Annotated in this window: 25 protein-coding genes and 1 riboswitch; all 25 genes read left to right on the forward strand. The window is 44.2% G+C overall.

The window, feature by feature from the left end; translation table 11 throughout:
* Positions 1–126: 126 nt before the first annotated feature.
* The 25 genes from GQY27_RS06335 to mbl all read left to right on the forward strand — a co-directional run bounded on the left by GQY27_RS06335 (position 127) and on the right by mbl (position 23,532).
* Complete coding sequence (locus GQY27_RS06335; protein ID WP_160032703.1) at positions 127–1,335, forward strand: FtsW/RodA/SpoVE family cell cycle protein; 1,209 nt, start codon at positions 127–129, stop codon at positions 1,333–1,335.
* Between the two features lie 237 nt (positions 1,336–1,572).
* Positions 1,573–2,223, forward strand: a complete 651-nt coding sequence (spoIIR, locus tag GQY27_RS06340) for a stage II sporulation protein R (protein ID WP_160032704.1) — start codon at positions 1,573–1,575, stop codon at positions 2,221–2,223.
* A gap of 87 nt (positions 2,224–2,310) precedes the next feature.
* Positions 2,311–3,459: an L-threonylcarbamoyladenylate synthase gene (locus GQY27_RS06345; RefSeq protein ID WP_201450691.1), complete on the forward strand. Its 1,149-nt coding sequence runs from the start codon at positions 2,311–2,313 to the stop codon at positions 3,457–3,459.
* Positions 3,460–3,531: 72 nt separating this feature from the next.
* Positions 3,532–4,092 (forward strand): manganese efflux pump MntP, encoded by a 561-nt coding sequence (locus tag GQY27_RS06350; protein WP_160032706.1) that lies wholly within the window; start codon positions 3,532–3,534, stop codon positions 4,090–4,092.
* Positions 4,093–4,213: 121 nt separating this feature from the next.
* Entirely contained in the window at positions 4,214–4,783 is a 570-nt protein-coding gene (locus GQY27_RS06355) for a low molecular weight protein arginine phosphatase (RefSeq protein WP_160032707.1), read from the forward strand.
* A gap of 87 nt (positions 4,784–4,870) precedes the next feature.
* Positions 4,871–4,953: riboswitch (ZMP/ZTP riboswitch) on the forward strand.
* A 172-nt stretch (positions 4,954–5,125) separates the two neighbouring features.
* The gene (locus tag GQY27_RS06360) at positions 5,126–5,722 is read left to right on the forward strand and encodes a TIGR01440 family protein (protein ID WP_160032708.1); all 597 of its coding nucleotides are present in this window, start codon (positions 5,126–5,128) and stop codon (positions 5,720–5,722) included.
* A gap of 39 nt (positions 5,723–5,761) precedes the next feature.
* Positions 5,762–7,012, forward strand: a complete 1,251-nt coding sequence (glyA, locus tag GQY27_RS06365) for a serine hydroxymethyltransferase (protein ID WP_160032802.1) — start codon at positions 5,762–5,764, stop codon at positions 7,010–7,012.
* A gap of 243 nt (positions 7,013–7,255) precedes the next feature.
* A complete protein-coding gene (gene upp, locus GQY27_RS06370; RefSeq protein ID WP_160032709.1) occupies positions 7,256–7,885 on the forward strand; it encodes a uracil phosphoribosyltransferase in 630 nt (209 codons plus the stop codon).
* Positions 7,886–7,918: 33 nt separating this feature from the next.
* Positions 7,919–9,073, forward strand: coding sequence for a non-hydrolyzing UDP-N-acetylglucosamine 2-epimerase (gene wecB, locus GQY27_RS06375; RefSeq protein ID WP_160032710.1), 1,155 nt, complete (start codon positions 7,919–7,921; stop codon positions 9,071–9,073).
* A 283-nt stretch (positions 9,074–9,356) separates the two neighbouring features.
* Positions 9,357–9,578: an ATPase F0F1 gene (locus GQY27_RS06380; RefSeq protein ID WP_160032711.1), complete on the forward strand. Its 222-nt coding sequence runs from the start codon at positions 9,357–9,359 to the stop codon at positions 9,576–9,578.
* The gene (locus tag GQY27_RS06385; RefSeq protein WP_160032712.1) at positions 9,571–9,948 is read left to right on the forward strand and encodes an ATP synthase subunit I; all 378 of its coding nucleotides are present in this window, start codon (positions 9,571–9,573) and stop codon (positions 9,946–9,948) included. The genes GQY27_RS06380 and GQY27_RS06385 overlap by 8 nt, the downstream gene beginning before the upstream one ends.
* 33 nt (positions 9,949–9,981) lie before the next feature.
* A complete protein-coding gene (gene atpB, locus GQY27_RS06390; RefSeq protein WP_160032713.1) occupies positions 9,982–10,743 on the forward strand; it encodes a F0F1 ATP synthase subunit A in 762 nt (253 codons plus the stop codon).
* A 114-nt stretch (positions 10,744–10,857) separates the two neighbouring features.
* Entirely contained in the window at positions 10,858–11,070 is a 213-nt protein-coding gene (gene atpE / locus GQY27_RS06395; RefSeq protein WP_091160819.1) for a F0F1 ATP synthase subunit C, read from the forward strand.
* A 91-nt stretch (positions 11,071–11,161) separates the two neighbouring features.
* Positions 11,162–11,650 (forward strand): F0F1 ATP synthase subunit B, encoded by a 489-nt coding sequence (atpF, locus tag GQY27_RS06400; protein WP_160032714.1) that lies wholly within the window; start codon positions 11,162–11,164, stop codon positions 11,648–11,650.
* Entirely contained in the window at positions 11,647–12,195 is a 549-nt protein-coding gene (locus GQY27_RS06405; RefSeq protein WP_160032715.1) for a F0F1 ATP synthase subunit delta, read from the forward strand. The genes atpF and GQY27_RS06405 overlap by 4 nt, the downstream gene beginning before the upstream one ends.
* A 16-nt stretch (positions 12,196–12,211) precedes the next feature.
* The gene (gene atpA / locus GQY27_RS06410; protein WP_160032716.1) at positions 12,212–13,729 is read left to right on the forward strand and encodes a F0F1 ATP synthase subunit alpha; all 1,518 of its coding nucleotides are present in this window, start codon (positions 12,212–12,214) and stop codon (positions 13,727–13,729) included.
* A gap of 137 nt (positions 13,730–13,866) precedes the next feature.
* Positions 13,867–14,733, forward strand: a complete 867-nt coding sequence (gene atpG, locus GQY27_RS06415) for an ATP synthase F1 subunit gamma (protein WP_160032717.1) — start codon at positions 13,867–13,869, stop codon at positions 14,731–14,733.
* Positions 14,734–14,843: 110 nt separating this feature from the next.
* Positions 14,844–16,247: a F0F1 ATP synthase subunit beta gene (gene atpD, locus GQY27_RS06420; RefSeq protein ID WP_160032718.1), complete on the forward strand. Its 1,404-nt coding sequence runs from the start codon at positions 14,844–14,846 to the stop codon at positions 16,245–16,247.
* 74 nt (positions 16,248–16,321) lie between these two features.
* Entirely contained in the window at positions 16,322–16,732 is a 411-nt protein-coding gene (locus GQY27_RS06425) for a F0F1 ATP synthase subunit epsilon (protein WP_160032719.1), read from the forward strand.
* A 232-nt stretch (positions 16,733–16,964) separates the two neighbouring features.
* Positions 16,965–17,222 (forward strand): DUF1146 family protein, encoded by a 258-nt coding sequence (locus tag GQY27_RS06430; RefSeq protein ID WP_442950883.1) that lies wholly within the window; start codon positions 16,965–16,967, stop codon positions 17,220–17,222.
* 490 nt (positions 17,223–17,712) lie between these two features.
* Positions 17,713–19,059 carry a UDP-N-acetylglucosamine 1-carboxyvinyltransferase gene (gene murA, locus GQY27_RS06435; RefSeq protein ID WP_160032720.1) on the forward strand — a complete coding sequence of 449 codons (1,347 nt, stop codon included), beginning with the start codon at positions 17,713–17,715 and terminating at the stop codon, positions 19,057–19,059.
* A 424-nt stretch (positions 19,060–19,483) separates the two neighbouring features.
* Complete coding sequence (gene spoIID / locus GQY27_RS06440; protein WP_236570509.1) at positions 19,484–21,001, forward strand: stage II sporulation protein D; 1,518 nt, start codon at positions 19,484–19,486, stop codon at positions 20,999–21,001.
* Between the two features lie 86 nt (positions 21,002–21,087).
* Entirely contained in the window at positions 21,088–21,822 is a 735-nt protein-coding gene (locus tag GQY27_RS06445) for a M23 family metallopeptidase (RefSeq protein WP_160032721.1), read from the forward strand.
* A 205-nt stretch (positions 21,823–22,027) separates the two neighbouring features.
* Positions 22,028–22,315, forward strand: coding sequence for a sporulation transcriptional regulator SpoIIID (gene spoIIID, locus GQY27_RS06450; protein WP_160032722.1), 288 nt, complete (start codon positions 22,028–22,030; stop codon positions 22,313–22,315).
* A gap of 218 nt (positions 22,316–22,533) precedes the next feature.
* Positions 22,534–23,532: a cell shape-determining protein Mbl gene (mbl, locus tag GQY27_RS06455; RefSeq protein WP_160032723.1), complete on the forward strand. Its 999-nt coding sequence runs from the start codon at positions 22,534–22,536 to the stop codon at positions 23,530–23,532.
* Positions 23,533–23,552 lie beyond the last annotated feature (20 nt).

The following is a 23,552-nucleotide window of genomic DNA, read 5'->3' on the forward strand; positions in this document are numbered from 1 at the left end:
TCGTTTCATGTCGGTATAGATCATAGGAAACATAGGGGTTATAAACCTCCCTTATCGTGTTACAAGCTCATTATTATGTAAGGCTGGTTAGATTAATGCCCAGTCTCGCCTTTAGGGGGACGGTTCATGCTGCAAAAGTTTAAAAAGATGGATGTACCCACACTGATGATCATCTTCATGCTGATGATTATCAGTGTTATGTGTCTGTATAGCGCTACACATGGTGATCCAAAGCTCGAAGGACATCATATTAAAATGCTTGCCTTCTATGTACTTGGATTTGGCGCCGTGTTTGCTATAACACTGTTCGATTACAGATTGCTTGTGAAATATGCGCTTTATATTTATTTCTTCGGGCTGCTTATTCTGTTGGCGGCTAATTTCTTTGGAGGAAATATTAATAATGCATCGGGTTGGATTAAACTCGGTCCGATCTCCATTCAGCCAGCCGAGTTATTTAAGCTGATCCTGGTTATTTTCCTGGCTTCCGTACTTATCAAAAGAGGTAAGGCGAAATTGGAGTTTTGGAGGGATGTCGTTCCGATTGGACTCATGACCTTTGTTCCATTTGCCTTCGTTATGCTTCAGAATGACCTTGGTAATGCGATGGCTTATGTCGTAATTTTAATCGGACTGCTCTGGATCGGGAATATTAAAGCATCACATGCTTTAATTGGATTTGTTATCATTGCTGTACTCGTGGGCGGCGGAATTAAACTATATACGGTGTATCATGATAACATTTATGATTATTTGGATAAGCTCGGACGTACTCACTGGGTAGAACGACTTGATCCGTGGCTTGTGCCTGAGAAGGCAACTGCCAAAGCTTCCTGGCATACAGATAATGCGAAACTTGCGATTGGTTCAGGCGGGATAACAGGCAAAGGATTTATGCAGGGAACTTCCGTGCAATCCGGCCGTGTTCCCTACACCTACTCTGACTCCATTTTCGTACTAATTGCAGAAGAGTTTGGATTTGTAGGTTCTTCGGTCGTGTTACTGTTATATTTCATATTAATCCATAGGATGATCCTGATTGCACTGGAATCAAAGGAGCGATCAGGGCCGTATATCATTGTCGGGGTTGTCGCGATGTATTTGTACCAGGTATTTGAGAATATAGGTGCATTTATTGGAATTATGCCGCTGACCGGGATTACACTGCCGTTTATCAGTTACGGGGGTACCTCACTGCTCATTAATATGGCGAGTATCGGACTCATTATGAGCATCAAAGTACATGGACAAGAAGTCGATGATGATATTCTTGCTCCAGGAACAAACGGTCATAGCAAGAAACGCATCTTTGGTCGTAAACAAGCTAAGGCGTAGCGTGTATTCTTTTTAGATAAAATTCAATTTTAAAACCAATGTTACATTGATAAAATGAAGCATTATCACGGATATTCTCCTTTTATGAAAAGGATCGTGATGATGCTTCTTTTTTTACAGGCTAAGCCCATTCTATGAAACTATGAGTTCTTTTTAATAAAAATAAGTTTGCTAGGTTTAACTCTACCAACTCGCGGACATACTGATAGACATGAAGAGTTCGAGGGGGAGAAGAACATGCGGAAGAGTATAAAACAGTTTTTCATGATTGTGGTGTGTATGATGATTGTGATGATGAGCTGGGAAGGTCAGAAATCAGATGCAGCCATACATCAAGCTGTCATTCCGCATGATTCGATCCGGTTACGGATTCTAGCGAATTCAGATATGCCTCATGATCAGTTGGTCAAAAGAGAGATTCGGGATGCGGTTGTTGAACAGATGAATGAGTGGGTGCCGGCACTGGCTGACCCGCATAATCTAGAAGAAGCTAGAATCATGGTTCGCGGACATTTGCCTGAGCTGAATGAACTGGTTGGACAAGAACTTAAGAACCGCGGGCTGACTTACGACTATAATGTAGAACTTGCAACGGTACCTTTTCCGACAAAAATGTATGGCAAACTAATCTATCCTGCAGGAGACTATGAAGCTGTTCGAGTTACCCTTGGTAAAGGGGAAGGACAGAACTGGTGGTGCGTGTTATTTCCTCCTTTATGCTTCGTTGGCGGTAAAAATGGAGATGTAGCCGAGAAGAATATGACGGCAAGTAATGAACAAGCGGGGCAAGGATCAGAAAGTGAGGGCACTATCAAGCCTGAAGTCCGATTTTTCCTATGGGATATGTTGGTTAAAGCTTGGGATTTTGTAGGGAGTATCGTGGCATAGTATATTCGAATTTGCACTCCGCCCGAAGAATGCATGAATTGTGATATAATGTACGATAATTAATATATGAGACTGGATGATAACAACATGTGTAATGAGAAGAATTCGATAGAGAATATAGCGGACGTTACTACGGAGATTAGATCAGACATGGTGACTCACATCTGGGATGTGACAGGGGATACGAATAAAGAGCAGACAATGGAACACTTGAAGGAAGCAGCCGCCTTGCTTCAAGACGGTTCCATTGTTGCGTTTCCCACGGAAACGGTATATGGACTTGGTGCAGATGCCAGAAATACGGCAGCAGTACAGTCTGTTTTTGCTGCAAAAGGCAGACCTTCGGATAACCCGCTTATTGTTCATGTTGCAAGTAGAGCACAACTGGACGGATTTACGGAACCGGTTAATGAATTGTCCAGCAGGTTAATGGATACATTTTGGCCTGGACCGCTTACATTAATCCTTCCGCTAAAACAAAATAGCTTGTCAGAGAAAGTCTCAGCAGGGCTCAGTACCGTTGGTGTTCGTATGCCGGATCATCCGGTAGCGCTTGAACTGATTGCCGCTGCTGATTGCCCGGTTGCTGCACCAAGCGCAAATCGTTCAGGACGTCCAAGTCCGACGACCGCTTCTCATGTGAGAGAAGATCTTATGGGCCGAATTGCCGGAATTGTAGATGGCGGCCCTACAGGAGTAGGGGTGGAATCTACTGTAATTGAGGCTCATGATGACGGAACCGTGACGATTCTTAGACCCGGCGGAATTACAGCCGAGCAGCTTGCTGAAGTAGCTGCCGAGGTACGCCTTGATCCAGGCCTCTCCGTAGATTCGGTCAAGACAGATACTTCCTCTCCTGCCCCTCGCTCGCCAGGGATGAAGTACACGCACTACGCTCCTAAGGGAGAGCTTCGTGTAGTGCAAGGCGCACCGGGTGCGGTAGCCGCATATGTGAACGGTGCGCTTTCAGCGGCGGCTGCGCGCGGAGAACGAACTGCGGTGCTTGCCTTCAGCGAGCACCTGCATCTGTACCGCGCAGACGCTGTCTATTCTCTCGGCAGCCTGGAGCGGCTAGCCGAGGGAGCTCACCGTCTATACGCTGCACTGCGCAGCTGTGACGAGATTGGCGCCTCGGTACTTTACGCCGAGGCGTGCCCCCGGGATGGTCTCGGGGATGCGATCATGAACCGCCTGCTGAAAGCAGCCGGTCATCAGATCATCCATGTAGCTGAATAAACATACTCGTCATGTTTTCATTCTTGTCCGCATAAGGTGTACAAGAATGCTGTGTACATGGGGGTATGAACAATGCTGGAGGCTTCTGCGCAGTGGGGCCAGCTTATTACCATTCTGATAATGGCGGTAGCACTGGGTTTGGATGCATTTTCTCTAGGAATAGGGATTGGTATGAAGGGAATTCGATTATTGCATGTACTTCGTATGAGTATTTTAATTGCAATATTTCATGTCCTCATGCCGCTCGTCGGGTTTTATGCAGGTGAGTATTTTAGTTCCTTGCTTGGACAAGTTACCTCCTATGTAGCCGGGGGACTGTTACTTTTGCTGGGAGCTCATATGATTTTTAATGCATTTCGTTCAGGAGAGACCAGCTTCATGGATCACCGTACGTTTACGGGTACACTGATGTTTGCTTTTAGTGTGAGTATTGACTCCTTTTCCGTTGGGGTAACTCTTGGAATGTTCCGCACGGATTTATGGCTGACCTTATTTGCTTTTGGACTGTGCGGGTTTCTCATGTCGGTTGTGGGACTACTGATTGGCAGAAGGGTAAATCGCAACTTGGGTGAATATGGAGAGGCAGTAGGAGGGGCGATTTTACTTGCCTTTGGTCTCTTGTTTATTCTCTAGTATTAGGCAGTTTGCTGAGTGATTTTGCGTATTAGGCCAAAGCAATTTACAATAGAAATGATCTCCTGCGGATGGGGAAAGATTGATACTGGCTTTACAGGCCCTGATGGAGGTGAAGAATATGAAACATATTTTATTTGTTTGTACAGGCAATACATGCCGAAGTCCGATGGCAGAAGGTTTACTCCGTAAAGCTGCAGCAGAACGAGGTGTTGATCTAAAGGTTAGGTCCGCTGGTGTTGCTGCAACAGAGGGGAGTATGATTTCTCGTCATGCCAAAGCGGTGCTTCAGGATCACGGTATCCAAGACTCGATTACATCTTCCTCACTTACCTCGGAACACGTAGAGTGGGCAGATCTTATTCTGACATTAACCGGTTCTCATAAGCAACATGTGCTTCACTTCTTCCCGAATGCAGCAGACCGTATCTACACGCTGAAGGAATATACGGAGGATGATGTACAAATCCTTGAGGATCTTAAAGAGAGAGACCGTTTGTATGCAGAGCTGGAAATGAAACTGTCACTTGGTCAAGAGATTGAAGCAGCTGAACGTCAGCGAATGATTGAGATCCACCAGCGTATCCCAAGTTTTGATATATCTGATCCGTTTGGCGGCAGTAAGGAAGATTACGATGTCACCGCGGCCGAAATTCGGTTAGCAATAGAGCGACTTCTGGATAAGCTGTGATATACATTATTAAAAAGTTACAGTAAGCAATCATAAATGGTTGATTTTTGCCATCTGATGTTCTATGATGAGATGGAATGTAAAAATAGATTCCAGTGTAACTGGCGACAAGTGTGGATTAAACCACGATGGAGCACTGGAAATATCGGCCGGTCGCCTGGGCAAAAGAGCATTTCTGTACGTATCTATACGTGCAGACTGCTCTTTTTTCGTCTTTCGTCATTTTTTTCGTTATAATAAATGAAAAAGGGCGGCAAGGCGAACATATCATTGGTGTTTGTTCATTTGAGTTATGCCCTTGCCTTTTGATTATGCTCGTCATAGAAGGAAGGATGATAGCCAGTGGAACAACAGAAGTCTGCTTCAGAATGGCATGAGCTTGTCCAGCATACGGCAGAGATTCTAAGAGAACTTGCGGAAGCTGGAGATTTAGGGCCTGGAAAAGTCGTTGTTGTCGGAACGAGCACAAGCGAAGTAGCCGGCAAACATATTGGTACAGGCGGTGCTTTAGAGATTGCTGATTCCTTACTTAATGGGATCAACGAGGTAAAGGAAACCTTTGGTTTCGAAGTTGTATTTCAATGTTGTGAGCACCTCAACCGTGCACTCGTAATGGAAAGGCATTTACTCGAACGCTTAGGTCTGACCGAGGTTTCTGCCGTACCGATTCCCACCGCCGGCGGCTCTATGGCAGCAGCAGCTTATCGTTCTCTGACAGAGCCTTGCCTCGCGGAGACGATTGAAGCTCATGCAGGGATGGATATTGGAGAGACGCTCATAGGAATGCATCTTCGCCGAGTGGCCGTACCCTATCGTACCAAAAGACGGTATATTGGCGAGGCTCGTGTGACAACAGCGATAACAAGACCGAAACTTATCGGGGGTCAGCGCGCAGTGTATCAGATGGAGACATCAAGTAATACCTCAACATGTGATTAACTTTTTTTTATATTATTTTATTTCTTAGGAGGAATTATCATTATGGAACAATTGCGTAAAAGTGACCCTGCTGTACTGGAAGCTATGAATTTAGAACTGAAACGTCAGCAAAATAACATCGAGTTAATTGCATCCGAGAATATCGTATCTGAAGCGGTTATCGAAGCTATGGGTTCTGTTCTTACGAACAAGTATGCAGAAGGATACCCAGGCAAACGCTATTATGGCGGTTGTGAACATGTGGATATCGTAGAAGATATCGCTCGTGATCGTGCAAAAGAATTGTTCGGAGCAGAGCATGTGAATGTTCAGCCTCACTCTGGTGCACAAGCAAACATGGCGGTTTATCTTGCAGCGCTGAAACCAGGCGATACCGTTCTTGGTATGAACCTGGCACATGGCGGTCATTTAACGCACGGCAGCCCGGTAAATGCTTCCGGTCTTTTGTACAACTTTGTTTCTTACGGTGTACAAGAAGACACGTTCCGTATTGATTATGATGATCTCCGCAAAGCGGCATTTAAACATCGTCCTAAAATGATTGTAGCAGGTGCGAGTGCTTACCCGCGTACGATTGATTTTGAAACGATTGCTAAAATTGCACACGATGTGGGTGCGTTGTTCATGGTAGATATGGCTCACATCGCTGGTCTAGTAGCAGCTGGCCTTCATCCAAGCCCTGTTCCGCATGCACACTTTGTTACTACAACAACACACAAAACGCTTCGCGGACCACGCGGTGGTATGATTATGACAACGAAAGCATGGGCAGCAGCCATTGATAAAGCCGTATTCCCAGGTTCACAAGGTGGTCCTTTGATGCATGTGATCGCGGCAAAAGCAGTAGCTTTGGGCGAGGCATTACAGCCATCATTCAAAACGTATGCTCAGAACGTAGTGAAGAATGCTCAAGTATTGGCTGAAACTTTGATCGCTGAAGGTCTCAATATCGTATCTGGCGGAACAGACAATCACTTGATGCTGATCGATACACGCAGTGTAAACATTACGGGAAAAGAGGCAGAACATGTCCTTGATTCCATCGGTATTACAGTAAACAAAAATGCAATTCCATTTGATCCAACCAGTCCTTTTGTAACGAGCGGTATCCGGATTGGTACACCAGCGGCTACTTCCCGCGGTATGGATGAAGCGGCTATGGTCGAGATTGGCAAGATCATCGCGAAGACGCTGAAAAACACGGAAGATGCAGCTGTTCTTGAAGAAGCAAAACGTCAAGTTACGGCGCTTACCGATAAATTTCCGCTTTACCCTGATTTGAAGTACTAAAAATGAGTAATATTACCCATACTAATAAATAGCTTTCGTAAGCTGTTTATTTCAAGTAGACCGAAGCTGCTTTTTGTAGTTTCGGTCTTTTTTTGATTGATGTCCCGAAGCTGTCACGGTTTATAGTGTAATTTGAGGATAGGGAATGATATAATATACAGGATTTATCGACAGGTTTTGTTTCTGTGAGCAGGAACTGCCCGGAGTTGATAATGGAAGATGAAACTACCGGAGGGACAAACAATGGGAAAATTGGTGGTATGTGATCACCCGTTGATTCAACACAAATTGACAATTATTCGTGACATGCGCACGAACACAAAGGATTTTCGCGAACTTGTAGATGAAGTAGCAACTTTAATGGCTTACGAAATTACACGTGATATTCCACTCGAAACAATAACAGTACAAACTCCTGTTGCAGAGACAGAAGGAAAAGTGATTTCGGGCCGTATGCTCGGTCTTATTCCGATTCTTCGTGCAGGACTGGGTATGCTTGATGGCGTAGTGAAACTCATTCCGGCCGCAAAAGTAGGACACGTAGGATTATTCCGTGATCCTGAAACATTGCAGCCTGTTGAATACTATACGAAGCTTCCAACAGACGTAACAGAGCGCGAGCTGATCGTGATTGACCCGATGCTGGCAACGGGCGGATCTGCTATTGAAGCGATCAACGTACTCAAGAAACGCGGCTGTACTCAAATTAAGATGATGAACCTGATTGCAGCGCCAGAAGGCGTGAAAGCAGTTCAAGAGGCACATCCTGACGTAGACATTTATGTTGCGGCAATGGACGAGCGTTTGGATGAGCATGGTTACATCATTCCTGGTCTTGGAGACGCGGGAGACAGACTGTACGGCACCAAATAAAGAAAATTGGTATAAAAAAGGGGCTCTTGAGAAATGTCTAAAATTAAAGTAATGACGGTATTCGGAGTGCGCCCTGAAGCAATCAAGATGGCTCCACTCATTTTGGAGCTGGAACGTCACTCCGAAGATATCGAATCCATTGTATGTGTAACGGCCCAGCATCGTCAGATGCTGGACCAAGTACTTGAAGTTTTTAACATTACACCGGATTATGATCTGGATGTCATGAAAGAGCGCCAAACGCTGAATGAAGTTACCGTTCGCGTACTGGAAGGCCTTGAACCCGTCCTGCAGGAAGCGAAGCCTGACATCGTTCTGGTTCATGGAGATACCCTGACTACGTTCCTAGCAAGTTATGCTGCTTTTTTACAGCAAATTAAGGTAGGTCATGTAGAAGCTGGGCTTCGTACCTGGAATAAACTCTCTCCATATCCAGAAGAAATGAACAGACAACTAACTGGGGTTTTGGCAGATTTACACTTTGCTCCAACAGATATGTCCGGAAGCAATTTACTGCGTGAAAATAAATCGGAATCAAGTGTATTTGTCACAGGCAACACCGTTACAGATGTGTTTCAATATACAGTACGCGAAGATTACAACCACCCTGTGCTGGAGTTTGCTAAGGGAAAAAGATTGATTTTGATGACGGCGCATCGCAGAGAATCACAAGGTGAACCGCATCGGAATATATTCAAGGCAGTAAAACGCATTGCGGATGAATTCGAGGATATTGCTATTGTCTATCCTGTACATCCAAGCCCAGCTGTTAAAGAACCTGCTTATGAGCTGCTTGGAAACCATCCGCGCATTAAGCTGATTGATCCGCTAGATGTAGTGGATTTCCATAACATTTATCCACACACACATCTGATCCTAACGGATTCCGGTGGAATGCAGGAAGAGGCTCCTTCATTCGGAGTGCCTGTTCTTGTTCTTCGTGATACAACGGAAAGACCAGAGGGGATTGAGGCAGGAACACTAGAACTGGTTGGTACAGACGAGGAAAATGTATATGCAAGAACAAAAGCATTATTAACAGATTCAGAACTGTACGCTTCAATGAGCGAAGCAGCAAATCCTTACGGCGATGGACATGCATCCGAGCGTATTGTCAGTGCGATTTTGCACTATTTCGGTAAAAAAAGCGAACGTCCCGAAACTTTTCACAGAAAGTTCAAAAAATAATTTAACCTTTCAATGTCTAGTATAGGCAGTAGAGCGTACAGTATAACTGTACGGTTTATAAGGGTTTGAAAGATTTTCTGATTTTCTTTCAGGATTTTTCAATGTTTCTTACAGCCAGAACAGGTTGTTCTACCGATTGACAAACGCTTAAACCATTCAGTAAGATAATTGGGATTGGACAAACTTGACACATTTTTCATCTTTTTCTCTCGATCTCAGAGGAAAGAGAATATTAACTCATTTTCCATATACAGCGCTTTCTAGGGATGGGTTGTGTCTTATTATGAATCAGGATAAACCGTGGTTGATTGCTTTGAGTATCGGTGGTTCAGGCATCCTGCTGGCTGCTTACATAACGATCGGATACTTTATAGGAAAGTGGCTCATGAATGCTGTGAATGGACCAAGTTTTTGGATTGCTATTGGCTGTCTATCGGGTCTCATTTTAGGTGTTCTAAATATAGCCCTTTTTATTAAGAAGTTTTTGGGGGAACAAAATGAATGATTTGTCTTCCATTGTAAATGCTGTTACAAGAGCGACGTTCTTCCTCTTATCGGGATCACTTCTCGTATGGGTGATATTCCCTGAACAACGTCCTTTGTTTTTAGGCCTCATCATTGGTCTTGCAGCAGGGTTGTTTAACTTTAGATATCTGTATATCAAAATTCATCAGGTTTCAGAGAGTGTAGTAACTCCTGGAAGCAAATATGTGAGTTTTGGTTTCTTGTCACGGATGTGTATCTCTCTTCTGGCGATCATGCTGGCTGTGAGATTCGACCAGATATCAGTGGGTTTTACAGTGATGGGTCTTTTCACGGTACAGATTTTGGCAATTCCAATTAGTATTTTGGTGAACGCTAGATCAAGAAAATAACATTACTATGGGGAAAGGGGTGAATAAATCAATATGCATGACTCACCGATTATCGAACTCGGAGGATTGAACATTGACCTTTCCGCTGTTTTAATGCTTACAGTGACGGTGCTATTCGTGTTCATACTTGTTCGTTTGTGTGTTCGGAATCTATCTGTAGAGAATCCTTCTAAAGTACAGAATTTTATGGAATGGGTCGTTGAATTCGTCCAGAACATTGTGGCAAGTGCCATGCCTTTAAGTAAAGGTAAGCCTTACATAACTTTGGGGTTAACACTGATTCTGTTTATTTTCGTATCCAACATGCTTGGTTTGCCGTTCTCTATTATCTCGGAACATGATGAGCCAGCAAGTGTATTCGGACACGTAATTGAAGCGACCAGAAGTCTTGGTAATGGAGAACATTCAGAAATTCTATGGTGGAAATCTCCTACCGCAGATATTTCGATCACCGCAGGGCTTGCGATCATTATCTTCATTCTGATGAATTATCTTGGATTGAGATACAACCGTAAGCATTACCTGAAACACTACATCGAACCGTTTCCTGTGTTTCTGCCGCTGAACATTATTGAGAACTTGGCGAAGCCGATCGCCCTTGCGATTCGTTTGTTTGCCAATATTTTTGCGGGAGAGATTCTGATCTCTACCATTCTCAAGATGGGATGGTATGGTATTCCAGCCATGATGGCATGGCAAGGATTCAGTATTTTCGTAGGAGCATTGCAAGCCTTTATCTTCACAATCTTGTCGATGGTGTACATCGCTCAGACGACAATTCACGAAGAATATTAGATATCTTTTCCACAATAATAGTAACTCCACAACTGTTTGTAAGCAGAAGGAGATTATTATATTAAGTTAGGTTAACAAAAAAATGTATATATATTTCGAGGAGGAAATTTAAAAATGGAAATGTTAGCAGCAGCTATCGCAGTAGGTTTGGGTGCACTTGGTGCAGGTCTTGGTAACGGTATGATCGTAAGTAGAACAGTTGAGTCTATCGCTCGTCAACCAGAAGCTCGTGGGCCATTGCAAACAACTATGTTTATCGGTGTAGGTATCGTAGAGGTAGTACCTTTGGCAGCTACAGTTATCGCGTTCTTGATTATGTTTTCATAATATCAGAAGTAACGGTTTGGCGGGGAGGGCGATGCCATCCGCGCCTTCGTTTTTGTTACGATACAGGAATGAACGGAAAGGAGTGACGTGAGTGCACATTTTATGGGAAAACATTGCTATTACCATTGTTGCGTTCTTGATCCTTTATTGGCTTTTGTCCAAGTATGCATTTAACAAATTGTTCGCTATTATGGAGCAGCGTCGTGAGCTAGTTGCTTCCCAGCTTAATGAAGCAAAACAAACTCGTGAACAGGCTACCCAATATGTTGAAGAGCAAAAAGCAGCTTTGCAAGAAGCGCGTAATGAAGCTCAAAGTATTATTGAACAATCTCGCAAAACTAGTGTAAACCAAACAGAGCAAATGCTGAATGAAGCAAAACAAGAAGCAGAGCGTCTGAAACTGGAAGCTGTTCGTGCGATTGAGAGTGAGAAGAATAAAGCGGTTGAATCCCTCCGCAGTGAACTTGGAGCGGTATCTGTACAGATCGCATCCAAGATTTTGGATAAAGAAGTTAAGCAAGACAACGTTCAGGAAGAGCTTGTTGAAAAGTATCTGAATGAAGTAGGAGGCAGACCATGAGTAGGGATTCGGTAGTCGCCAAGAGATATGCAAAAGCGTTGTTTGAAGTGGCGATCAAAAATCAATCCGTACTGGAAGTCGAAGCCGAGCTTCACGCGGTTGCAACCTCTATTACAGGAGATCGCGACATCGTTAAATTTATCTCTTCTCCAAACGTCAGTGTTGCTTCGAAACTGAGCGTTGTAGACAGCAGTCTGCAAGGCAAAGTATCGGAGCCAGTCTTAAATACAATTAAACTGCTTATCGAACGTAACCGAATCCATGTACTGGAATCCGTCGTGGAAAGTTACATTAAATTCGAATCAGATTCACTTGGAATGGTTAATGCGCGTGTGTATTCGACATATGAGCTTAGCCAGGAAGAGAAAGATACAGTTGCTAAAGATTTTAGTGCTCGTATTGGTAAACAAGTTCGCATTGAAAATGTGATTGATAAAAGCTTGATTGGCGGACTTAAAGTTGCCATCGGCGATACAATTTATGACGGAAGTCTGGCAGGCCAGCTGAAACGTCTAGAACAGTCTTTTACAAGACGAGTAAAGTAGTGAGGGGTGAGGACGCTTGAGTATCAGACCTGAAGAAATTAGTACTATCATTAAAAATCAGATCGAACAATACAAAACGGACATCGAAGTCAGCGAAGTTGGTTCTGTAATCGAAGTCGGTGACGGGATTGCCCGTGTTTATGGACTCGAGAACGTAATGTCCGGTGAGCTCGTAGAGTTTTCTACAGGCGTTTTGGGCCTAGCGCTTAACGTTGAAGAAAGCAACGTAGGTATCGTTATCATGGGACCTTACACAGACATTCGTGAAGGAGACCAAGTAAAACGTACAGGACAAATCATGCAAGTTCCGGTAGGGGAAGCTTTGATCGGCCGTGTCGTTAATGCAATGGGACAACCCGTTGATGGCAAGGGTCCGCTTGCAACAGATGAATTCCGCCCGGTAGAGAACCAAGCACCTGGTGTTATGGCCCGTAAATCGGTTCATGAGCCAATGCAAACAGGAATCAAAGCGATTGACGCAATGGTACCAATCGGCCGCGGACAACGTGAGCTTATTATCGGTGACCGTCAAACAGGTAAAACAGCGATTGCAATTGATGCGATCCTTAACCAAAAAGGCAGCGGAATGAAATGTATCTACGTTGCTATTGGACAAAAACAATCCACGGTTGCACAAGTAGTTGAAACACTTCGCCGTAATGGTGCAATGGAGTATACAACGGTTGTAACTGCATCTGCTTCTGAGCCTTCACCACTTCTCTACATAGCTCCTTATGCTGGTTGTGCAATGGGTGAGTACTTTATGTACAAAGGTGAGCATGTGCTCGTAGTGTATGATGACTTGACTAAACAAGCATCTGCATACCGTGAACTTTCCTTGCTGCTTCGTCGTCCTCCGGGTCGGGAAGCTTACCCAGGTGACGTTTTCTATCTGCATTCCCGTTTGCTCGAGCGTGCAGCTAAACTGAATGACGAACTTGGTGGTGGTTCATTAACCGCACTGCCATTTATTGAAACGCAGGCATCTGACGTTTCTGCATACATCCCAACAAACGTAATCTCGATTACCGATGGTCAGATCTTCCTGGAAGCAGACTTGTTTAACTCAGGTCAACGTCCAGCGATCAACGTAGGTATCTCGGTATCCCGTGTTGGTGGTTCCGCTCAGATTAAAGCGATGAAAAAGGTAGCAGGTTCCCTGCGTCTGGATCTAGCCCAATATCGTGAGCTTCAAGCGTTCTCCCAATTCGGATCTGATCTTGATAAATCAACACAAGCTCGTCTGAACCGTGGTGCGCGGATGATGGAAATTCTGAAGCAAGATGTGCATAAACCACTTCCTGTTGAACAACAGGTTGTCAGCTTATATACAGCGACTAAAGGATATCTAGATGAAATCCCAGTAGGTGATGTAACTCGTTTTGAGAGAGAATATCTCTCATTCATGGAAAGCAACCACCCTGAGATTCTTGAATCCATCCGTACAACGAAAGAGCTTACTGCAGATAATGAGGCTGCTCTGAAAAACTCGATCGAGAAATTCAGAAACAGCTTCTCTAAATCATCGAACTAAGCCGTATCGTATTCCATATTAAAGAACCAAAGAAGGGCTGCGCGAACACAACGTACGCCGCAGTCCCTCTTTCTTATATGAAGTAAATGCTTTCGAAGTTAGTTTTGACTTCGTCAAAACTTTAAGGTGGTGAAAACATGGCAAAAGGTATGCGCGAAATCAAGCGTCAAATCAAAAGTGTTCAGAGCACGAAGCAAATTACTAAGGCAATGGAGATGGTTGCTGCCTCCAAGCTTAGAAAAGCGCAGGAGAAAGCAGAAGCTGCAAAACCATATTCCGAGAAGTTGAAGGAAGTGGTAACAAGCATTGCATCCTCTTCCACAGAGGTTACCCATCCCATGCTGGTGACTCGTCCTGTCAAAAAGACAGCTTATCTTGTAATTACTTCAGATCGTGGTCTTGCAGGTGGATACAATGCCAACGTTCTTCGTCAGGTATCCCTGACTCTAAAGGAACGCCACACCTCTAAAGACGAATATGTTCTGTTTGTAATTGGACGGAAGGGCCGTGATTTCTTCAGACGCCGTGAGCAGCCGATTGGTATGGATGTTACAGATCTGTCTGACTCCCCAACCTTTGCTGATATTAAATCCATTGCGAACGAAACCGTTTCTGGATTTGAAGCAGGAAAGTATGATGAGATCTACATCTGTTACAGCCAATTTGTAAATGCAATTACCCAAATTCCGACGGTTGAAAAACTTCTTCCGATGGAAAAACCGGAGAAGAAGCAGACCGAAGCTTCTGCTCAATATGAGTACGAACCTTCAGCAGAGGCAGTACTGGAAGCTCTTTTGCCTCGCTACGCCGAGACTTTGATCTATGGTGCACTTCTGAACGGTAAAGCAAGTGAACTTGGAGCGAAAATGACAGCGATGGGCAGTGCAACGAAAAATGCATCGAAGCTTATTGGCGAATTGTCGCTTACTTATAACAGAGCACGTCAAGCTGCGATTACACAGGAAATCACAGAAATTGTGGCTGGTGCAAACGCGCAATCTTAATCAAGTACGGATAAACAATGAAGCTTTCAGAATAATGCTCTTTCACATTTATGATGAATGAATGATGACAGGAGGTTATTACTGCAATAGCTTGTAGGAGGGAACTGAAGATGAACAAAGGACGCGTTGTCAGCATTACGGGTGCGGTTGTTGACGTTGAGTTCGACCGTGACGGACTTCCCGATATTAATAATGCAGTTACAATCAACACAAAGACAAGCGATGGTAAAGAAATCAACCTTACGCTTGAAGCAGCGAAACATCTAGGCGATAACCGTGTACGCTGTATTGCAATGTCTTCTACAGATGGACTCGTTCGCGGTGCAGAAGCAATCAATACAGGTGCACCTATTTCTGTACCCGTAGGGGAAGCTACTTTGGGCCGAGTATTTAACGTACTAGGTAATCCAATTGACAATGGCGGTGTAATTGAAACGGCTGTTCGTAATCCAATTCACCGTCAAGCGCCTACTTTTGATGAGTTGTCTACACAAGCAGAAATGCTGGAGACAGGAATTAAAGTTATCGACTTGCTAGCTCCATACGCAAAAGGCGGTAAAATTGGTCTTTTCGGCGGTGCGGGTGTAGGTAAAACGGTAACTATTCAAGAACTTATCAACAACATTGCTCAAGAACATGGCGGTATCTCTGTATTTGCCGGTGTTGGTGAGCGTACTCGTGAAGGTAATGACTTGTACCATGAGATGACGGACTCTGGCGTTATTCAAAAGACAGCAATGGTATTCGGCCAAATGAATGAGCCCCCAGGTGCACGTCTTCGCGTAGCCTTGACAGGTCTTACTATGGCTGAGTATTTCCGTGATCAAGAAGGTAAAGACGTTCTTCTCTTCATTGATAACATCTTCCGCTTTACTCAAGCAGGTTCTGAGGTTTCTGCCCTCATGGGACGTATGCCATCAGCGGTAGGTTACCAACCTACGCTTGCAACGGAAATGGGTCAACTTCAAGAACGTATTACTTCTACGAAAACAGGTTCAGTAACTTCCATTCAGGCAATCTATGTTCCTGCAGATGACTACACTGACCCTGCGCCGGCAACTACATTTGCTCACTTGGATGCAACAACGAACCTTGAGCGTAAAATCTCTGAGATGGGTATCTACCCTGCGGTAGATCCACTCGCATCAAGTTCACGTATCCTTACTCCAGAAGTAGTAGGGGAAGAGCATTATAACGTAGCTCAAGGAGTTAAACGTATTCTTGCTCGTTACAACGAACTTCAAGATATCATTGCGATCTTGGGTATGGATGAGCTGAGCGAAGAAGACAAAATGCTCGTAGCACGTGCTCGTAAAATCCAACGTTTCTTATCCCAACCGTTCCACGTAGCAGAAGCATTTAACGGATTCCCGGGTAAATATGTTCCTGTTAAAGATACAGTTCGCAGTTTCAGAGAAATTCTAGATGGTAAGTATGACCATCTTCCAGAAGCAGCATTCCTGTTCGTAGGAACAATTGAAGAAGCGGTAGAAAAAGCAAAATCAATGGAATAGTCCATTAGTCCTAAGGATTAATGACCCAAAGATGAGTTGAACTATCCTTCGGATAGAGTTCAGGAGGGATGACAATGAGTACCTTTTTATTGGAAATTGTAACTCCGGAGCGACTCATCTTCTCTGAACAGGTAAATAGCCTGGTTGTACGCGGAGTGGAAGGTGAACTGGGAATCCTTCCTGGTCACGTTCCCTTCGTAACTCCCTTGCAAATTGCACCTGTGTCCATTAAAACGGATGGAAAGGAACTGAAAATTGCTGTTGCAGGCGGTTTTGTAGAGGTTCGCAAAGAGAAGGTAGTCATTTTGGCTGAGAGTGCTGAACTCGCTTCTGAGATTGATGTAATTCGTGCAAAAGCTGCTCTTGAGCGTGCAGAAACTCGTTTAACATCTAGCGGAAGCAGAGATCAATACGATCACCGTCGTGCTGAAATTGCATTACAAAAAGCAATGAACCGACTTAAAGTATCCGGCAAAAACCTATAGAACAAAGAACCTGACCATTCGTCAGGTTCTTTTTGTTTTTGAGATTATTTCCGAGGAAATGACAGAAAGAATACGGATTAGACATGTTTTTTGTCAAAAGTATAACAATTCAGAGTTAAATTAAGGTTTATGGGTTCCAATGTTGTAAGATTGGTTGACAATAAACACTGATCCGAATATGATTTCACAGTATGTGAAATAAATCATTAACAAAGAAAGACGGAGGCTGGACATGGATCAACTGTTGAATGATCAAGTGAATCAGGCCATTAGCACAAATAGTCTTATAGCTATGATTATCTCACTTTCCTGTATTGCGATTGCTTGGTGGTCCTTACAGCACTTGAAACTCGACTTGATTGTTAAACACCCAAAGAGTGCTCAAGCTAGAATGCTGCAGCTGCTTTTAGCGATAGTGCTGGGACATTTTGTGTCTGATTTCGTGCTCGAATATCTCTCATGGACACAAATGCTTAAATATCTGTTTTAAAGCTTTCTAGGCTGGTTATATCACTCTTAGGCTAGAATACCTTAAGACAGCTTTTGTCGAATAACATTATGTTTTTATGTGAACAATGGAATTAAAGATATTCATTTGATACAATGCAATGTCGGTCGTTTTATACGTTGATCCGTATGGAATGGTAAAAAACAATGTAAAAAGAAAAATCGCTTGTCTCCCATGAACTTTTAATGTTATGATGTAAGTTAGGGGATTAGCGGAATGACTGCTATTTCTTTGTTTTTAATCACAGTTTCAAATGATTTCGAATAGAAATGGTCTTATATGATGGAAATCATGTTTTTAATCACTAACGAATTTAAAAAATGAAAAGTGCAAACTATTCTTTTCTGAAATACGACATCTTGACGAATGTTTAATAATGATGTCGAATTTTCCGACGGGATCGGACGACAAGTGAAAGAGGAAACTCCACTCGTAAGCAGAAAAAGAAAAATAACGCGCGGAGGGAAACAAGATGAGCAAATTTATCGTCCGCGGAGGCAAGAGATTGACCGGAAGTGTCAAAGTCAGCGGCGCTAAAAATTCAGTTCTTCCGATCATCGCCGCCTCTCTCTTAGGGGAAGAAGGAGTAAGCATTATTACAGATGCACCTCCTTTAGACGATGTGATGACAATTAACAAAGTACTGGAATCGCTAGGAGCGGAAGTTACATACCAAAATGAAGTAATCACCGTAGACGCAACGAATCTTACTTCGTGCGAAGCCCCTTACGAATGGGTTACAAAAATGCGGGCGTCTTTCTTGGTTATGGGTCCTCTGCTAACACGTATGGGTTATACAAAAATATCTCTTCCAGGCGGATGTGCGATTGGTACACGCCCGATTGATCAACACCTTAAAGGTTTTGAAGCAATGGGTGCAGAAATCAGCCTAGGACATGGTTATATAGAAGCAAGATCAAATGGAAAACTGCGCGGAGCCAAAATTTATTTGGATGTTGCGAGTGTTGGTGCAACGGAAAACATTATGATGGCTGCTGTACTTGCAGAAGGAACAACGATTCTTGAGAATGCAGCAAAAGAACCGGAAATTGTGGATCTGGCAAACTACCTGAATGGGATGGGTGCAAAAGTACGCGGTGCTGGCACAGGCGTGATTCGCATTGAAGGCGTAGAAAAACTTCACGGTGTAAAACATGCTGTCATTCCAGATCGAATCGAAGCAGGGACATATATGGCTGCTGCAGCGATTACAGGCGGAGACGTTTATGTTGAAGGTGCAATTTCTGATCATCTTGGCCCTGTTATCTCTAAGATGGAAGAAATGGGTGTGAAGATTGTCCCTGACGAAAACGGAGTGCGTGTCATTGCTGACGGTCCTCTAAAAGCTGTGGATATCAAGACGCTCCCTTACCCAGGATTCCCGACAGACATGCAATCACAAATGATGGCATTACTGCTCAAATCCCAAGGTACAAGTGTTGTAACGGAAACGGTATTCGAGAATCGATTTATGCATGTGGATGAGTTCAACCTGATGAATGCAGAGATCAAAGTAGAAGGTCGTTCTTCGATTATTACTGGAGGAGCTAAACTTACCGGAGCCAAAGTAACAGCTACGGACTTGCGTGCAGGTGCTGCTTTGATTCTTGCTGGTTTGATCGCTGACGGCACAACAGAAGTAGGCGGTGTTCATCATATTGACCGCGGTTATGTGCACCTTGCAGAGAAGCTGAACGGTCTTGGAGCAGACATCTATCGTGTATCGGTAGAGGAGCCTAAGCGTGAAGCGAAATCGACAGAATCCGCTGTAACGGAAACAGAAACAGCAAGATTTAAGGTTCAGCCTACTTTAGCGTAAGCTAACAGATAGAATGAAACCCGGTGCAACATTGTGTAAGAAAATTGAAACCAAGCCTTTATGGGCTTGGTAAAGACTGTAGACACACTAGCTTATAACTAGGATGTCTCCAGTCTTTTTTTATTTTATAGCACCTTTTTATAATGCATGGTCTTTGGTCTATTGAAAAGAAGATGGTAGAAGGCGTATCGCTATCTTTATATCTTATTCTTTATATGTTATGAATTTAGAAATAACACATCAATTATGAGATTACAGATCATTAGTAACTACTATAGTGTGGTCTTAATACTAGGCAACCTCTCATTTATATTCTCTTAATTTGGTTCTATCAGAAGCGAGATCTCCATATGTATGACATATAAGGTCTATCTGATCTACCGAGCTAGAGCAGCTATCAAATGAGATGTTGGGAGGAATATAGATGAAGGCAACACGAGGTTCTTCCATGCCTAAAGAAGAGCTTAAGAATAGAAGAGTCCGAATGAAAAGGAAGAAGGTTGTAGCCATTCCTTGGCAAGAGGTAACCGAAACTTCCTACGGCCCAGCGGAGATTTTAATAGAGCGGGATGAGCAGGGAATCTTAAAAGTTAGAAACGTAAAACAAACGTCTCTTACTATAGTAAATGGAGTAGGCAGCAAAGAGCAGCTGGGCGGTGTAAAAGAAAGACGAGAGCGGGGAGAGGCTTCGCTTTCCCCCGCTGCTGAACCCGCTGTGCCTCTTACCGGGCACAGCCAGCCCGTGCATGCACCGCAGCTGCATGCACCAAACCCGGCGGGCGGCACCTACAAAGCCGCCCGTTCCTGGCGCCGCGGCTCCGCACCGCAGCGCCCCCGGCGGCCCGGCCCTGCCGCCGCCCTCGCGGGACTAGCCATTGCGGCACTGCTGATTCCAGCAGTGCTTGCCTGGCCCCGCGAGGACACACCACCGCCGAGCCCTGCGCCGGCGGTGCAAGGGCAGACGGCCCCTGCTGCGCAGAATCCTGCCCTAGCAGAGCCGCCTGCCCTTGTCCCTGACACCACACCGGCACCAAAGCCGGCAGTGGTGTATCCCGAACCGGAGGTGCGCGTTTATCTAACGAAAACGGGCACCATTGATAAGGTGACGATGGAAGAGTACGTCACCGGGGTGGTGGCAGCCGAAATGCCTTCGGACTTCGACATTGAAGCACTCAAGGCGCAGGCCATTGCCGCGCGCACATTTGTAACCAAGCGGATGGCTGCGGGAGATCGCAGCGGCATACCGGCCGAGGGTGCGGACGTGAAGGATACGGTTGAGCATCAGGTCTACATTCCTTACAGCAAGCTCGAAGCTCATTTTAAAGAAGCGGGAAAAGAAAAAGATTGGGCCAAGCTGAAGCAAGCCGTAAGGGAGAGCAAGGATACCATTATGACTTATAAAGGGGAGCCGATCACCGCCGCCTTTTTCTCGACTAGCAATGGATATACCGAGAACTCGGAAGATGTATGGCAGCAAGCTGTACCTTATCTACGAAGTGTCGAAAGTCCATGGGATGCCAAGATTGCTCCAGGTTATGAGGGAAGTGTAACGATGTCCCGAATTGATTTTCTGAATAAACTGAATGTAACCTCCGATGCAATTCCCGTATCTGTTGGCGGCAAGAAGGCAAAGCCTTTTATTCAGGTCCTGTCTAAAACAGCAGGAAATCGGATTAAAGAGATTCAGGTCGGAAAGAAAGTATTTACGGGAATAGAGATAAGAGAGAAGCTCGGGCTGCGTTCTACTGAATTCACGTGGGAGACAAATGGGGATGAGATTACGATTACCACTCACGGATATGGACATGGAGTAGGGATGAGTCAGTATGGAGCTAACGGAATGGCGCAAGAAGGTTATACGGCAACTCAGATTCTAAAACACTACTATAACGGAGTCGCTTTTGGCCAAGCTTCCAAGTTATTATATAAAGGCAAATCATAGTCTTCTTAAAAATCTTGCAAATAAATTTAATAGTACGAGTATAAAAGAGTTGCGCTCGGTAACACTTGTTACTGAGGTGATAGAAAATGAATGAACAAAACAAAAATCAAAACCAAGAAAATGCTCCAAAAACAAGTAATGGAGCACCTGAATCACAATCTTCATCCTGGAAAAAGCTGTTGTCCAAACGGTGGGTATACCCGGCAGCTTACATCGCCGCAGCAGCTATTATACTAACTTTAGTGTGGGCCTACCAGGACGCTAGCATGCAGTCTGCTGTGAAAGAAACGACAAAGCAAGTGTCTGAGAATGGCGAAGCCGTTCCTACCACTGGAGTTTTGGAAGAAGAACCGGTTACAAGTGAAGTAGAAGGCGTGTCTGAGAATCTAGCATGGCCGGTGGCAGTAGCATCGGAAGTGAACGTAGTGAAACCTTTTTATGACGCTGCAGCAACGACAGATGAGAAAGCACTTGCTTTACTAGAGTACGATCAAACCTTTATCGCAAATGCGGGAATTGATTTAGCAAGAGCAGATGACCAAACTTTTGAAGTGAAAGCTGCACTGAGCGGTAAAGTAACTCGTGTAGAACAACATCCGCTGAATGGAATGGTTGTCGAGATCACTCACGACAATGATCTCAAAACGGTATATCAAAGTATTGCTGATGTAAAAGTAAAACAAAATGATGAAGTGAAACAAGGTGACACCATTGCCATCTCAGGCAAGAGTGAACTTGGTAAAGATCTCGGCAACCACGTACACTTTGAAGTGTACGAAGCAGGAAAACCCGTTAATCCAGAGCAATTCCTGAAAAAATAAAATATTTAGGTAAAAACAAAGAAGCAGTGGGACATGCCCGCTGTTTCTTTTGTTATATAGAAAGAATTCATTTTGGGACAAACCTGTGGATAATAAAATGAAAAATAATTGATTGCTGTAAAGCTTGTCACCCCATGAAACTGTGAATATCTAAGCATGCCTCTCATATAATGTACCAAACTATCCACAGTAGGGAGGCGGGAGCGTGCACGATTACATTAAAGAACGGACCATAAAAATCGGACGCTGTATCGTTGAGACGAGGAATACGGTCCGTACCATTGCCAAGGAATTTGGCGTTTCAAAGAGCACGGTGCATAAGGATTTGACCGAACGACTGCCGGAAATCAACCCTGATCTTGCCGATCAGGTAAAACACATTCTTGAGTACCATAAATCGATTCGCCATTTACGAGGAGGCGAGGCAACCAAGATTAAATATAAAAAAACGAACGGAAAAAATCGAGAGGTGCTCGCTTCTGGGAAGTCGTAGTGACCATAAAACTCACGTAGGTCAAAAAGCATACAAATACGTTGAAGACCTCCCCTGAAGTATGATATGTTAAAAGATGGTATAAGCTTAAGCACAAGACTTCTTATCTGCATGATTCGACACAAAATGTAGCTAATAGCGAGCAATGGTTGAAATACATAGGTAAGAAATAAGGAACTATTATACGATCAAAAATATCTCTTTGGGGGCTCTTTTATATGCTAAGCAAGGATATCGGTATTGATCTTGGTACGGCCAATGTGCTCATTCACGTAAAAGGCAGTGGCGTCGTTCTCGACGAACCTTCGGTAGTTGCAATTGAGAGTGGATCGAAGAAAGTGCTTGCTGTGGGAGAAGATGCACGCCGCATGGTCGGCAGAACACCAGGTAACATTATTGCAATTAGACCTTTGCGGGACGGCGTCATTGCTGACTTTGATATTACAGAAGTGATGCTCAAGTATTTTATTAACCGGGTTGGCGGCAAAAATTGGTACAGCCGTCCCCGTATTTTAATTTGTGCACCGACAAATATCACCTCCGTAGAACAGAAAGCCATTCGTGATGCAGCAGAGCGCAGTGGTGCCAAAGAGGTGTTTCTTGAAGAAGAGCCCAAAGCCGCAGCGATTGGAGCGGGCATGGACATTTATGAACCGAGTGGAAATATGGTCATCGATATTGGCGGAGGAACCACCGATGTGGCCGTATTATCTATGGGCGAGATCGTTACAGCTTCTTCTATTAAAATGGCAGGGGACAAGTTTGACAAAGCTATTTTGAAATATATAAAAAATAAGTACAAGCTATTGATCGGAGAGCGGACTTCGGAACATATTAAAGTATCCATTGGAACCGTAAAACTGGGAGGTCAGCAGGAAGAGCTTGATATTCGCGGACGTGATATGGTCAGCGGCTTACCTAAAACCGTGACGATCACTTCAAGTGAAGTGCAAGAGGCACTCGCTGATTCGGTAGCATCCATTGTAGCTTCGGCTAAGTTTGTCCTCGAACAGACGCCGCCGGAATTATCTGCTGATATTATTGATCGAGGTGTGATTTTAACAGGCGGGGGTGCTTTACTTAAAGGACTGGACGAGCTCTTAACGGATGAACTTCGGGTACCCGTACTGGTTGCTGATGATCCGATGCACTGCGTTGTCAAGGGAACGGGACTGATGCTTAATCATTTGGACCGTTCTCTTAAGAAAAAGTTCTAATGCACCGATATAGGTAGTAG

The organism is Paenibacillus sp. An7, assembly GCF_009870785.1.
GTDB lineage: Bacteria > Bacillota > Bacilli > Paenibacillales > Paenibacillaceae > Paenibacillus.